Source organism: Stackebrandtia nassauensis DSM 44728 (assembly GCF_000024545.1).
GTDB lineage: Bacteria > Actinomycetota > Actinomycetes > Mycobacteriales > Micromonosporaceae > Stackebrandtia > Stackebrandtia nassauensis.
Genome location: NC_013947.1, coordinates 129,431 through 141,327 on the forward strand (window position 1 = coordinate 129,431; position 11,897 = coordinate 141,327).

Consider the following 11,897-nt stretch of genomic DNA (forward strand, 5'->3'; position numbering starts at 1 on the left):
AATGCAGCGAACAAGCACGCAAAGATCTCGCATTCGCAGCGCCTACACGCGGCAGCAACCACCGCCATACGAACCGCCCCCAGGCGTCACCGAGGTGATGGCCTGGCAGCTTGCCTCGTCCCAATGGCGTGACCACCTGCCCGACGACCTGCTGGGCGTCGACTGCGTCGCCTGCCGTGCCCCCTGGCCGTGCGACGCTTGGGATATCGCCAACGACATCCTCAACGACTGTCGCGACGACGCCGCCGAGCGCTGCGGAACCGCCTGACCACCACGCACGTCAGCACACGGCAACTGAAGATGGCTTAATGTCTTTACCCATGACTACCCCCAAGGTGATTAACCGGAGCCGCAGGGAGGAGATCCTCGAACTGGCGGTCGAGCTGTTCGCCGCCCGCGGCTATCACGGCGTGTCCATGGATGACATCGGTGCCCGTGCGCACATCACCGGTCCGGCGCTCTACCACCACTTCAAGGGCGGCAAGGAGGAGATGCTCGCCGAGGCGCTGATCCCGGTGAGTGCCCGGCTGCTGGCGGGGGGACGCGAACACACCGCCGCCCACGCCGACGATCCCCGGGCCGCGCTGCGGGCGCTGGTCACCTTCCACGTCGACTTCGCGCTGACCTCCCCGGCCGTCATCGCCGTCCAGCTGCACGAACTCGACCGGCTCCCCTCCGAACCCCGGCACCGGATCCGAAAACTCCAGCGTTCCTATGTGGAGGAGTGGGTCGGGGTGCTGCGCCGACTCCGTCCGGAACTGGGCGACACCGACGCCCGGGTGCTGGCCCACGCCGCCTTCGGACTGATGAACTCCACCCCGTTCCTGGGTCGGGACTCGCTGGCCGAACGCCCGCGCATCGCCGAACTGCTGACCGAGGCGGCGCTGTCCGCGCTGGATCCCGAACACCGGAGTACTCCTTAACGATCGTTCAGGCTAGTGTTGGAGTCATGTTCGACAGCCTGCTGATCGCCAACCGGGGCGAAATCGCCCGGCGCGTCAACCGCACCGCCCGCGAACTCGGAATCCGCACCATCGCGGTCTACTCCGAGGCCGACGCCGACCTGCCCCACGTCACCGAGGCCAGCGAGGCCGTGCTGCTGGGTCCCGCCGACCCCGCCTCCTCGTACCTCAACACCGAGGCGATCCTGGCCGCCGCCAAGAACACCGGCGCCCAGGCCATCCACCCTGGTTACGGCTTCCTGTCCGAGAAACCCGGCTTCGCCCGCGACGTCACCGAAGCCGGGATCGCCTGGATCGGCCCCAGCCCCGAGGCCATCGACGCCATGGGCGACAAGGTCAACGCCCGCAACCTGATGTCCGCCAACGACGTACCCGTCGCCCCCGGCGGCGGCGACCCGGTCACCGACGCCACCGCGGCCCTGGCCGTCGCCGAGAGCATCGGCTTCCCGGTCATGGTCAAGGCCGCGGCCGGTGGCGGCGGCATGGGCATGGCCATCGCCGAAGACGCCAAGGCACTGGAAGAGCAGGCCGAGAAGATCCACGGCTTCGCCACCCGGCTGTTCGGCTCCGGCGACCTGCTCATCGAGCGCTACTTCCCCCGGGTGCGCCACATCGAGGTCCAGATCCTCGGACTGCCCGACGGACGCGTGCTGGCGCTGGGCGAACGCGAATGCTCGGTGCAGCGCCGCCACCAGAAGCTCGTCGAGGAGACCCCCTCGCCCGCCCTGACCGACGCCACCCGGGCCCGGCTGCTGGAAGCCTCCAGCCGCGCCGGTGAGGCCGTGAACTACGTCGGCGCTGGAACCGTCGAATACCTCTTCGACGTCGACAGCGGCGAGTTCTTCTTCCTGGAGATGAACACCCGGCTCCAGGTCGAGCACCCCATCACCGAGGCCGTGCTCGGCATCGACCTGGTCGAGGCCCAGCTGCGGGTCGCCGCCGGCGAGGAACTGGGCTTCAGCGACCCCAAACCGTCCGGCCACGCCATCGAACTGCGCGTCAACGCCGAGGACCCGAAGCGGTTCCTGCCCGGCCCCGGCACCATCGACACCTGGGTCGAACCCACCGGCGAGGGCGTGCGCGTCGACGCCGGATACCAGGCCGGACATACCGTCCCCCGGTTCTACGACTCGCTGATGGCCAAGGTCATCGTGCACGGCGCCGACCGGGCCCAGGCCATCGAACGCGCGAAGCGGGCCGTCGACGGATTCACCATCACCGGCCCCAAGTCCAACCTGGCGTTCCACGCCGAACTGCTGGACAACCCCGAGTTCAACAGCGGCGACTACGACACCGGCATCGTGGGGAGGATGCGATGACCACGGCATTGCCGTCATCGGTGTCGATCCGCGAGGTCGGCCCGCGCGACGGACTGCAGAGCGAGAACCCGATCGCGGTGGCCGACAAGGTCCGCCTCATCAACGCGCTCTCCCGCACCGGACTGTCGCGTGTGGAGGCCGTGGCCTTCGTGCACCCCCGCGCCATCCCGCAGATGGCCAACGCCGACGAGGTGTGGGAAGCCGTCGACCGCAACCCGGACGTGCGCTACTCGGCGCTGGTGCCCAACCTCAAGGGCGCCGACCGGGCGCTCAAGGCCGGGTTCACCGAACTGGAGGTCGTCGTGTCGGCCTCCGACACCCACAACCGCAAGAACATCAACCGGAGCACCGACGAATCCCTCGACGCCCTGGGCGAACTCATCGCCACCGTCCACGACGGCGGCGCGACCGCCGAGGTCATCGTCGCCACCAGCTTCGGCTGCCCCTACGAGGGCGACATCGCCGCCTCCCGGGTCGCCTGGGTCGTCGACCGGGCGGTGGCCGCCGGAGCCGACCGGGTCGCCTTCGGCGACACCACCGGCATGGGCACGCCCCGGCGGGTGCGGGAACTGCTGGAAGCCGTGCGCGCGAGCCAGCCCGACATCCCGATCCTGCTGCACTTCCACAACACCCGCGGCACGGCGCTGGCCAACGTCCTGACCGCCCTCGAATACGGCGTCACCGAGTTCGACGCCAGCGTCGGCGGCCTGGGCGGCTGCCCCTACGCGCCCGGCGCCAGCGGCAACCTCGCCACCGAGGAACTCGTCCACATGCTGCACGACATGGGCATCGACACCGGTGTCGACCTGGACGCGCTGCTGGAGGTCGCCGTCATGGCCGAGGGCCTCGTCGGCCGCGAACTCCCCAGTGGAGTGCTGCGCGCCGGTCCCCGGACCCGGCTCACTCCGCTATAGCGAAACATTGATCTGCCGGAATCTATCGAGGTCACGGCGATAGAAGCCTTGGCCTTCAAAGTATCCGGCAAAAATCGTTCCCGACACCCGTAACTGTCCCCGCCGTTGCCCCGTTTCTCACTGTGGTTGCCGCGGGCGTTGCTTCGTCCGCGACGTCCGGCACATCACGACGAGCGTGGAGGAACCGTGACAGGGCAGCACAGGGGGACAGGCGAGCGACGCCTCGCCCGTCTGCGTGCCTGCCTGACATCACGGGGGCTGCGGCGCGGACTGTTGATAGCGGGTTTCGCGACGGTCGCGTGGCTCGCGGGCAGTTCCCACGCCAACGCCGACTCGGGTCCGGTCGCGGACACCGAGCTCGCCACCACGCCTCTTGTCTCACGCGCACTCGAAGCCATGACCACATCGGACGAAACCGGTGTGGCCGACGAGGCGCGTTCTCCCGATTTCCGTCACGCGTCTTCGACAGTGGACACAGCGGCGTCCGAAACGCCGAACCGAGTGCTCCGGTTCACGCACCCGGTCACCGCTCCGCTGGCGAAACAGGCCACTCCCGACATGGTGGCGCCGTTGACATCCGCGGCGCGACCGGTCACCGGTGAGCTGGATGCCGTCACGAAACCAGTGGACGGCACGCTGAAACGGATCGCGCGGCCAGTCGCCGTCGACGCGAACCCGATCGGAGCCGTGCTGTCGTGGGTCAAGCCCACCAGCAACGGGACGGAGAACGAAACCGTTCGTGACCACTCAGACTCCGCCGCTGCCAAGGCCAGGCACGGTGATCTCGGCGCGAACGTGACGCTCGACCGAACGGTCCCGCACGACCGGAACGCCGACGGGCGCACCGGTGCTTCGGAACCGTTCACCGGAACGGCGCAGCCCGACATCTACGGGATCGCCGCACCGGGGGGAATCGGCACGGGCACGGGCCCGGGCGGTTCACCGACGCACGACACTGGCGCCGGACTCTCCATGTCCGCCGCTGATTCCGCGGTCAACGCGGGCACCTCTCGCGTTAACCCTCTGACGGCCGCGACGGGGCAACTTCCCGACCACGTGGAAGACCCGGCCGTCTCCCCCGATTAGTCAGTAACCGCCAACGCCGGAAAGTCAGCGCACACCAGCGCGCTCTCCGTCGGGCACACCGGCCTGTCCCAGGGTCGTGCGTTGCGCGGTTACGCACCCAGACCACACGCGGTTTCCGCGTCACCCACAACCCAACCCGGACATGCCAGCACTGATCAATCGGTACGAAGAACAATCCAGTAGGGACATACGGCAGCTCGGTCGCGGGGGCCGGAACGCCCACTGTGGCCGTCGGAAACGGCGGCCAGCCAGAACCGTGAGGCCACTACGCACAGTGGATTTACGGGGGATCGATCCGTTGGAGCCGGACCGGGTGGAACCAGAACACCTGGAACACCGCCCGGTCCGGCGTCCACACGGCCGATCCCACACCCGGTGCTCGTACCAACGAGCCCCAACCCCCGGGCCTCCCCGGACGGGGCAGGGCACCGGTCCAACCCAGAAAACACGAAGAAAGGCAACATCTCAATGACGAAGACATGGGCACGCAGGACGGTCCAGGCGAGCGCGATCGCCGCCGGAGTCCTGCTCGTGTCGGCGGGGGCCGCGCAGGCTTACGGTTCCGACGCCAACACCACTGGAAACATCGGTGTCGGCACCGGCAATCAGGCCATGGCCCCGGTGCAGGCGCCCATCGACATCTGCGGGAACGCCACCTCGGTGCTGGGCGTCGCGAACGCCGGTTGCCACGGCGGCTCCAACGCCACCATGACCGAGTCGGCTCACGGCGGGTCGGACCTGACCAGCACCGGCAACATGGGCGTCGGCAACGGCAACCAGGTGTACGCGCCGATCCAGGCGCCGATCAGCGTCTGTGGCAACTCGACCTCGGTCGCCGGCTCGGCCACCTCCGGCTGCAAGGGCGGCTCCGACGCCACCCTGAACAACGGTCACGGTGCGCCCGACGCCACCACCACCGGCAACCTCGGCGCCCTGACGGGCAACCAGGCGATCCTGCCGGTGCAGGCGCCCGTCGACGTCAGCGGCAACGCCACCACCGTCGGCGGCCACTCCGTGGCCGGTAGCCACGGCGGCTCCAACGCGCTGGCCTGGGCCGGTGGCCACCACAAGGCCGCCGAGGCGCTCCCCGGCGTTCCCGGCGGACTGCCCACCGCGGGCGTCACCAACGTGCCCGTGGGCCAGGTGACCGGAGCGCTGCCGACGAACGACCTCGGCAACAAACTGACCTCCGGCGGCGTCGACGGCGTGACCGGCAACCTGCCGACCGCGGGCGTGACCGACGGCCTGCCCACCGCGGGCGTGACCGACGGCATCACCGGCAAGAAGCCGGTTAAGGACGTCACCAAGAAGGCCACCAAGGTCACCAAGCCCGCCACCGAGTCGGGCCGGGTCGCCGAGCACGGTGGGGCCGACCTGACCAGCACCGGAAACCTCGGTGTCGGCAACGGCAACCAGGTGTACGCGCCCATCCAGATCCCGGTCGACATCAGCGGCAACTCGATCGCCGTGGGCGGCGTCAGCACCGCGGGCAGCCACGGCGGCTCCAACGCCACGCAGAACCACTGAGACACGGGGCACTCTCCCTCCAGGGATAGGTCTTGACGACGAGGGAGTCGGCACTTCGCGCCCAGCGGAGTTCCGGCTCCCTCTTCCCGTGTCGACACGTCGGCGATGTCACACCCGCTGGCTATGGTGGTCGCGACACAGTGCCGACATCGATACCGAATCACAACCAAGCATTGGGTAGTCTTGCCAGGTTGCCCGCATCAACACGGTGCGGACGACACGCGAAGACCCTCCTGCCGCGGAGATACCGCGGCCGACTTAGACCACAGGAGGTGGAGAAGTCTTGCGTCACTACGAAGTTATGGTCATTCTCGACCCTGACCTGGAAGAACGCCAGGTCACTCCGTCGCTGGAGAACTTCTTGAAAGTCATCAGCGAAGCGGGTGGAGCCGTCGAGAATCTCGACATCTGGGGCCGTCGGCGCCTGGCATACGAGATCAACAAGAAGAGCGAAGGCATTTACGCCGTGGCCAACCTGCAGTCCGAGCCTGCGGCGGTCGCCGAAATGGAACGGCAGATGCGGCTGAACGAGTCGATCATGCGGACGAAGGTACTGCGTCCGGAGCTGCGCTAAGCGGCTGCGCCGTCCCGCGTCAGCGGGTGCGGAACCATCTCATCTCTGCGACCTAAGAGGAGTAAAAGGTCATGGCAGGAGAAACCGTCATCACGGTGGTTGGCAACCTCACCGACGATCCGGAACTGCGGTACACCCCCTCGGGTGCGGCCGTAGCCAAGTTCCGGGTCGCCTCGACTCCGCGGACGTTCGACAAGGCGTCCGGCGAGTGGAAGGACGGCGAGGCACTGTTCCTCAGCTGCAACGCCTGGCGTCAGCTCGCCGAAAACTGCGCCGAGACCCTCTCCCGCGGCAGCCGTGTCGTGGTGCAGGGCCGGTTGCGGCAGCGGTCCTACGAGACCCGCGAAGGTGAGAAGCGCACCGTTTTCGAACTCGAGGTCGACGAGATCGGCCCCTCGCTGAAGTACGCGACCGCCAAGGTCCAGAAGGTCTCCCGCGGCGCGGGCGGTGGAGGCGGTCGCTCCGGCGGCGGCTCCGCTCCCGACGACCCGTGGGCGACGGCCGTTCCGGCCGGTTCCTCGGGCCAGCAGCGCGGCGGCTTCGACGAGGAACCTCCCTTCTAGGGAACACCAAGCTCTTTTTGGGAGCCATCGGCTCCATCACGTATGAAAGGCAAGAAACATGGCTAAGGCTGCGCCCGTTCGCAAGCCGAAGAAGAAGTCGAACCCCCTCGACAAAGAGGGCATCACCTACATCGACTTCAAGGACACCGCCCTGCTGCGGAAGTTCATCTCTGACCGGGGCAAGATCCGCGCCCGCCGGGTCACGGGTGTCACCGCCCAGCAGCAGCGGCAGATCGCGCGTGCGGTGAAGAACGCCCGCGAGATGGCGCTGCTTCCGTACACCAGCCAGGCCCGCTAAGAAGGAGGTAAGCGATATGAAACTCATCCTCACTCGCGAAGTCTCCGGTCTCGGCGAGCCCGGCGACGTTGTCGAGGTCAAGAACGGCTACGGCCGCAACTACCTCATCCCGCAGCGGTTCGCGACCCCGTGGACCAAGGGCGGCCAGAAGCAGGTCGACCAGATCAAGCGTGCCCGCACGGCCCGCGAGGTCCGCGACGCCGACCACGCCCGTGAGATCCACGAGCAGCTGGCCGCGGTGAACGTCAAGCTGACCGCGCGCGCCGGTACCGGTGGCCGCCTGTTCGGTTCGATCACCCCGGCCGAGATCACCGACGCGGTCGAGGCCGCAGGTGGTCCGAAGCTGGACCGTCGTCGTCTCGAACTGCCCGGCCACATCAAGGCCGTCGGTTCGCACGAAGTGGCGATCAAACTGCACCCCGAGGTGCGCAGCACCTTCAAGATCGAGGTGGTCGCGGCCAAGTAGCCGCGACGAAACCGGGGCGGGCCCTTCGCGGGTTCGCCCCGGTTTTTTCGTGCCCACGCGAGGCGGCTGGGGCCCAAGCCAAAAAATGTCCGTTTAGTGAGAAAAATCCGTTATAGGGCGTATCCCCCATGTGAGTGTCTCGTTGAACCAGACAAGTGAGTGGTGTCATCACTACTCACCGAAGTGTGAAGCGAGAAACGGGGAGTTGTCATGGCGTCAGCCGGGCGGGAGAGTCGCGGTCACGACCGCGTCGCCTCGCTGCGCTGGTCGTCCGTGGCGACGTTCGCCGCTCGTGGCTTCGTGATCGCCGGAATGGCGGGGGTGGCCTGGATGCTGGGTACCACCACCGCGCAGGCCGCGCCCGAAGGCCAGACTTCACCGGACAGCCTTGTGCCGGCGACATCATCCGTATTCGATGATGCCGTCTCAACATCGGAGCAGGCCGCACGATCGATCCGGTCCAACCAACTGGGATCGGGCGGCTCGTCGAGTATCGACGTCGCCGAATCACTGGTGTCTGAGCTGTCCGAAGAAGCCGGTGGAACCCTCACCGACGCTGGTCACAACGGTCGCGGAAGCCATCACGAGGACAAACCGTCGGGAACCGGGACGTCCGGCACCCGACAGAACGAGGGCGCGGACTCGGTGCACGGCCTGGTGCGAGACCTGACCCGGCCATCCTCCCTTGAGGAGACCGTCTCCGAGACCACCGACCCGCTCGCCGAACTGACGGATGAAGTCGAAACGCCGGTGTCCAAAATGACCCGTGCGATGGTCACGCCGATATCCGACGGCGTTGACAAGGCCGACGAATCGGTTTCGGGCCTATTGGACGAAGCGACCGACCCGGTGTCGGATCGGGACGTGGCGTCCGTACTGGCCCCATTGGCCGACTCCGCTTCGTTGACGAAGCTCATCGGCACGGGCGACAACGGCAACCGTCAGTCCATTCACAACACACTTCGGTCCGCGGATGCCGACGCCGGCTTCAAGGCGCCGAACACGTCCGGGAACTCCGCCGTTTCCGGAACCGAGGCGACAGAGAACGGCACGTCATCCGACACGGGAAGCGCCCTCTCGGGCGCCAAGGGCGGAGCATCGGCTCCGGCTCAACTTCCCCTTTCACCACGCCCACATATCCCCGGAGTCTTCTCCGGAGGGTCCACCACGGGGAACGGCATCGCCACCGACCGCGGTGCCACCGACGCGGGCGCAGCCTGCATCGGTTATGCCGGTCAAGTTCAGACGGCCCAGGTGTCTCGTGTTCGGCCGAACATGTCCACCATGGGGCGTCCCAGCGAACTGATCGCCGACCCCGCGGTTTCTCCCGACTAGGGTCCCGCCCGCGCGTACGAAACGGACGCGGGCACCGGCATCACCGCCGAAGCCGGGGATCTTCAGGTCTCTCGAATCCGAGAACCGATCTGTCTACAGAGATCCTGTCCGTCAAGTTTCGTAGGCCGGGCGTACGCCCTCACGTGAGGGGCGTGGAGAAGCCTCGAATACCCAACGCACGGAGGATCGCGAATACGTCCAAACCAGAACCAGTGGCTGGGGTCTATTCACGGGAATGACGGATCGAATGGCGGACGCGCCAAGACGATGTGGACACCGACATGACAGTGAATATCCATCCACATTGAAGTGAAACACCCGGGTTGGCAATCAACTGATCGACAACGACAAACACGAATCACAAGGAGAAAAGAATCATGCGTAAGTCCATCAAAGCTCTGGCCGTCGCCGCTGTCGCCGCCGGATTCGGCGCCCTCGCCCTGGCGGGCACCGCTCAGGCCGGACCGACCGGCGCCGAAGAAATGGGCATGAACCCCACCGGTGGCGGGGTCAGCATCCTGTCCGACATCTGCGCCGGTAACTGGAACGGCCCCGTGATCACCGGTGCGACGGCGAACAACACCGACACCCGTGACCTGTGCAGCGGCTACAACGGCAGCGACGACGCCCAACTGAAGCTGGGTTCGAACCTGTGCGCCCTCAACTGGGACTGGAACGACGCGGCCAAGGTCGGCGTCATCAACAGCGTCAAGGACTACCGGCTCTGCCACGCCAAGTAGTAGTTCCCGGCTCGATTTACCGAGCCAGCGCAGAGGTGTGGGTCGTCCCCACGGGAACGACCCGCCCCTCTCGACAGATCTAGCACGAACAACAGACACATCAACCACTTACAACAATGGGGGAAGAAATGCGCAAGTCCATCAAAGCTCTGACCGTTGCCGCTGTCGCCGCGGGTATCGGCGCGTTCGCGCTGGCGGGCACCGCCCAGGCCGGACCGACCGGCGCCGAGGAGGCCGGCACCGGCAAGATCAGCATCCTGTCCGACTGGTGCGTCGGCAACTGGAACGGCCCCGTGATCACCGGTGCGACGGCGAACAACACCGACACCCGTGACCTGTGCAGCGGCTTCGGTGGCAGCGACGCCGACTTCAAGCTGGGTTCGAACCTGTGCGCCGTCAACTGGGACTGGAACGACGCGGCCAAGGTCGGCGTCATCAACAGCGTCAAGGACTACCAGCTCTGCCACGCCAAGTAGTTCTCAGTTCGACTGACCGAGCCAACTGAGCGGGGCGGGTCGTCCCCACGGGAACGACCCACCCCCTCGACAGATCAACCACAAACATCAAAGGGAGAAGAAATGCGCAAGTCCATCAAAGCTCTGACCGTCGCCGCTGTCGCCGCGGGAATCGGCGCCTTCGCGCTGGCCGGTACCGCCCAGGCCGGACCGACCGGCGCCGACGAGATGGGTATGAACCCCACCGGCGGCGGAGTGAGCGTTCTGTCCGACATCTGCGCCGGTAACTGGAACGGCCCGGTCCTGACCGGCCTGACCGCCAACAACACCGACACCCGCGACGTGTGCAGCGGCTTCGGTGGCAGCGACGACGCCCAACTGAAGCTGGGCTCGAACCTGTGCGCCGTCAACTGGGACTGGAACGACGCTGGCAAGGTCGGCGTCATCAACAGCGTGAAGGACTACCAGCTCTGCCACGGCAAGTAGTTCTCCGCTCGAACGATCGAGTCAACCAGGACAGGTGGGCTGCCCCGGGAGCGGCCCACCTGTCCTGACGGGACGACAAGCCAAGAACAACGCGATCACGTAAGCCCCTGACAACGACCACCAGAGAACACGGACTCTCGGTGACGTCGTCATCCAGAGAAGCGGCCCCACCCCTCACGGAGTGGGGCCGATGTTCATATCCAGGGAAAGCGCGAAATCCTCAATCCACACAGGGGGAACAACATGAAACGCACGATCGCCGCCGTGATGCTGGCACTCGGCGCGGCGTTCTTCGTCGCCACTCCGGCACTGGCCGAACCCGTTGGTCAGCAGGCACCGACCGCGGGACTGGGTCTGCCCGACCCGGCATCGGTAGACCTCGCGAAACTGCCGGTCTGCGGCCTCAACGTCGCCAACCAGACCTTGGCGCCCGATTGTCAACCTCAGTGAGGACCAGCCCTACGGGTGATTCACGGGGGTCCGTCGCCCACAGCGGCGGGCCCCACCCGGCGCTAGCCGATGTCGTAACCGACGCTCATGAGGATCGCGGTGGTCAGTCCCGAACCCAGGATCGCCGCGGCCGTCCCGGTCGCCCCGGCACGCCACCCCACCGCGGGCAACCGCAGCAGCACCGCGATCAGCAGGCTCAGCGCGAAGGACGGGAACGCCCACGGCAGTGCCGCCGACACGCCGTCGCCGATCCGCTGGGCGGGGCCGCAGGGCTTTCCGGCGCAGGTGTCACCGGCGAACAGGAACGACCAGACCACGAACAGGACCAGGGGCACGATGAACCACACGGCGGTGGCCATCAGTGTCGGGGCGAAGGCTCGTTCCCCGGTGCCGTCGGCCTTCTCGCCCCGGGTGGAGGTCCGCGAGGTTGTCATCGCAGACAGTCTGACGGCAGCGACCGCGACTTGTCATCGGTTATTTGGAGGAGTCCTCGACCAATCCCGACCGACACGCCGCCACCCAGGAGACTTTCATCCACAGGCTGTGCAAAGCCGCCGCCCAGGTGAACCCGGGCGACACCTGCGGATAGACCGGGAAATCCACACCCCGTGCACAGGGTTATCCACAGGGTCACAGGCTGTTGTCCACAGATTATCCACAGGGTTATCCACAGGGCTGCTTGCTGTCCGCGCCACCGAGGCCATAGAGTTCAGCCCGGTCTT

Annotated in this window: 16 protein-coding genes; 15 read left to right on the forward strand and 1 reads right to left on the reverse strand. The window is 66.8% G+C overall.

Going from position 1 to position 11,897, the window contains the following annotated elements; translation table 11 throughout:
• Nucleotide 1: 1 nt before the first annotated feature.
• The 15 genes from SNAS_RS34860 (at nt 2) to SNAS_RS00675 (ending at nt 11,175) form a co-directional block, all read left to right on the forward strand.
• Complete coding sequence (locus tag SNAS_RS34860) at nt 2-268, forward strand: hypothetical protein (RefSeq protein WP_013015413.1); 267 nt, start codon at nt 2-4, stop codon at nt 266-268.
• Between the two features lie 52 nt (nt 269-320).
• Nucleotides 321-923 (forward strand): TetR/AcrR family transcriptional regulator, encoded by a 603-nt coding sequence (locus tag SNAS_RS00610; protein ID WP_041624460.1) that lies wholly within the window; start codon nt 321-323, stop codon nt 921-923.
• Between the two features lie 26 nt (nt 924-949).
• A complete protein-coding gene (locus SNAS_RS00615; protein ID WP_013015415.1) occupies nt 950-2,281 on the forward strand; it encodes an acetyl-CoA carboxylase biotin carboxylase subunit in 1,332 nt (443 codons plus the stop codon).
• An 8-nt stretch (nt 2,282-2,289) separates the two neighbouring features.
• Nucleotides 2,290-3,195: a hydroxymethylglutaryl-CoA lyase gene (locus SNAS_RS00620; protein ID WP_041625356.1), complete on the forward strand. Its 906-nt coding sequence runs from the start codon at nt 2,290-2,292 to the stop codon at nt 3,193-3,195.
• Between the two features lie 396 nt (nt 3,196-3,591).
• Nucleotides 3,592-4,281 carry a hypothetical protein gene (locus SNAS_RS00625; protein WP_144300356.1) on the forward strand — a complete coding sequence of 230 codons (690 nt, stop codon included), beginning with the start codon at nt 3,592-3,594 and terminating at the stop codon, nt 4,279-4,281.
• 468 nt (nt 4,282-4,749) lie between these two features.
• Complete coding sequence (locus SNAS_RS00630) at nt 4,750-5,808, forward strand: chaplin family protein (protein WP_013015418.1); 1,059 nt, start codon at nt 4,750-4,752, stop codon at nt 5,806-5,808.
• 283 nt (nt 5,809-6,091) lie between these two features.
• Nucleotides 6,092-6,382 carry a 30S ribosomal protein S6 gene (gene rpsF / locus SNAS_RS00635; protein ID WP_013015419.1) on the forward strand — a complete coding sequence of 97 codons (291 nt, stop codon included), beginning with the start codon at nt 6,092-6,094 and terminating at the stop codon, nt 6,380-6,382.
• A gap of 71 nt (nt 6,383-6,453) precedes the next feature.
• Nucleotides 6,454-6,945 carry a single-stranded DNA-binding protein gene (locus SNAS_RS00640; protein ID WP_013015420.1) on the forward strand — a complete coding sequence of 164 codons (492 nt, stop codon included), beginning with the start codon at nt 6,454-6,456 and terminating at the stop codon, nt 6,943-6,945.
• A gap of 58 nt (nt 6,946-7,003) precedes the next feature.
• Entirely contained in the window at nt 7,004-7,243 is a 240-nt protein-coding gene (rpsR, locus tag SNAS_RS00645) for a 30S ribosomal protein S18 (protein WP_013015421.1), read from the forward strand.
• Nucleotides 7,244-7,259: 16 nt separating this feature from the next.
• Nucleotides 7,260-7,709 (forward strand): 50S ribosomal protein L9, encoded by a 450-nt coding sequence (rplI, locus tag SNAS_RS00650; protein WP_013015422.1) that lies wholly within the window; start codon nt 7,260-7,262, stop codon nt 7,707-7,709.
• Nucleotides 7,710-7,919: 210 nt separating this feature from the next.
• The gene (locus tag SNAS_RS00655; RefSeq protein ID WP_013015423.1) at nt 7,920-9,044 is read left to right on the forward strand and encodes a hypothetical protein; all 1,125 of its coding nucleotides are present in this window, start codon (nt 7,920-7,922) and stop codon (nt 9,042-9,044) included.
• A 377-nt stretch (nt 9,045-9,421) separates the two neighbouring features.
• The gene (locus tag SNAS_RS00660; RefSeq protein ID WP_013015424.1) at nt 9,422-9,784 is read left to right on the forward strand and encodes a hypothetical protein; all 363 of its coding nucleotides are present in this window, start codon (nt 9,422-9,424) and stop codon (nt 9,782-9,784) included.
• Between the two features lie 128 nt (nt 9,785-9,912).
• Nucleotides 9,913-10,260, forward strand: coding sequence for a hypothetical protein (locus SNAS_RS00665; protein ID WP_041624462.1), 348 nt, complete (start codon nt 9,913-9,915; stop codon nt 10,258-10,260).
• A gap of 102 nt (nt 10,261-10,362) precedes the next feature.
• Complete coding sequence (locus tag SNAS_RS00670; protein WP_013015426.1) at nt 10,363-10,725, forward strand: hypothetical protein; 363 nt, start codon at nt 10,363-10,365, stop codon at nt 10,723-10,725.
• A 243-nt stretch (nt 10,726-10,968) separates the two neighbouring features.
• The gene (locus SNAS_RS00675) at nt 10,969-11,175 is read left to right on the forward strand and encodes a hypothetical protein (RefSeq protein ID WP_013015427.1); all 207 of its coding nucleotides are present in this window, start codon (nt 10,969-10,971) and stop codon (nt 11,173-11,175) included.
• Nucleotides 11,176-11,237: 62 nt separating this feature from the next.
• Here SNAS_RS00675 and SNAS_RS00680 read toward each other — a convergent pair whose 3' ends face one another.
• On the reverse strand, nt 11,238-11,609 hold the full coding sequence (locus SNAS_RS00680) for a hypothetical protein (RefSeq protein ID WP_013015428.1): 372 nt from the start codon (nt 11,607-11,609) through the stop codon (nt 11,238-11,240).
• Nucleotides 11,610-11,897: the final 288 nt, after the last annotated feature.

Bases quoted from the DNA above. Each gene is read 5' to 3' on its own strand.
- SNAS_RS34860 (WP_013015413.1), top strand. From the start codon at position 2: ATGCAGCGAACAAGCACGCAAAGATCTCGCATTCGCAGCGCCTACACG.
- SNAS_RS00610 (WP_041624460.1), top strand. From the start codon at position 321: ATGACTACCCCCAAGGTGATTAACCGGAGCCGCAGGGAGGAGATCCTC.
- SNAS_RS00615 (WP_013015415.1), top strand. From the start codon at position 950: ATGTTCGACAGCCTGCTGATCGCCAACCGGGGCGAAATCGCCCGGCGC.
- SNAS_RS00625 (WP_144300356.1), top strand. From the start codon at position 3,592: ATGACCACATCGGACGAAACCGGTGTGGCCGACGAGGCGCGTTCTCCC.
- SNAS_RS00630 (WP_013015418.1), top strand. From the start codon at position 4,750: ATGACGAAGACATGGGCACGCAGGACGGTCCAGGCGAGCGCGATCGCC.
- SNAS_RS00640 (WP_013015420.1), top strand. From the start codon at position 6,454: ATGGCAGGAGAAACCGTCATCACGGTGGTTGGCAACCTCACCGACGAT.
- rpsR (WP_013015421.1), top strand. From the start codon at position 7,004: ATGGCTAAGGCTGCGCCCGTTCGCAAGCCGAAGAAGAAGTCGAACCCC.
- rplI (WP_013015422.1), top strand. From the start codon at position 7,260: ATGAAACTCATCCTCACTCGCGAAGTCTCCGGTCTCGGCGAGCCCGGC.
- SNAS_RS00655 (WP_013015423.1), top strand. From the start codon at position 7,920: ATGGCGTCAGCCGGGCGGGAGAGTCGCGGTCACGACCGCGTCGCCTCG.
- SNAS_RS00660 (WP_013015424.1), top strand. From the start codon at position 9,422: ATGCGTAAGTCCATCAAAGCTCTGGCCGTCGCCGCTGTCGCCGCCGGA.
- SNAS_RS00665 (WP_041624462.1), top strand. From the start codon at position 9,913: ATGCGCAAGTCCATCAAAGCTCTGACCGTTGCCGCTGTCGCCGCGGGT.
- SNAS_RS00670 (WP_013015426.1), top strand. From the start codon at position 10,363: ATGCGCAAGTCCATCAAAGCTCTGACCGTCGCCGCTGTCGCCGCGGGA.
- SNAS_RS00675 (WP_013015427.1), top strand. From the start codon at position 10,969: ATGAAACGCACGATCGCCGCCGTGATGCTGGCACTCGGCGCGGCGTTC.
- SNAS_RS00680 (WP_013015428.1), bottom strand. From the start codon at position 11,609: ATGACAACCTCGCGGACCTCCACCCGGGGCGAGAAGGCCGACGGCACC.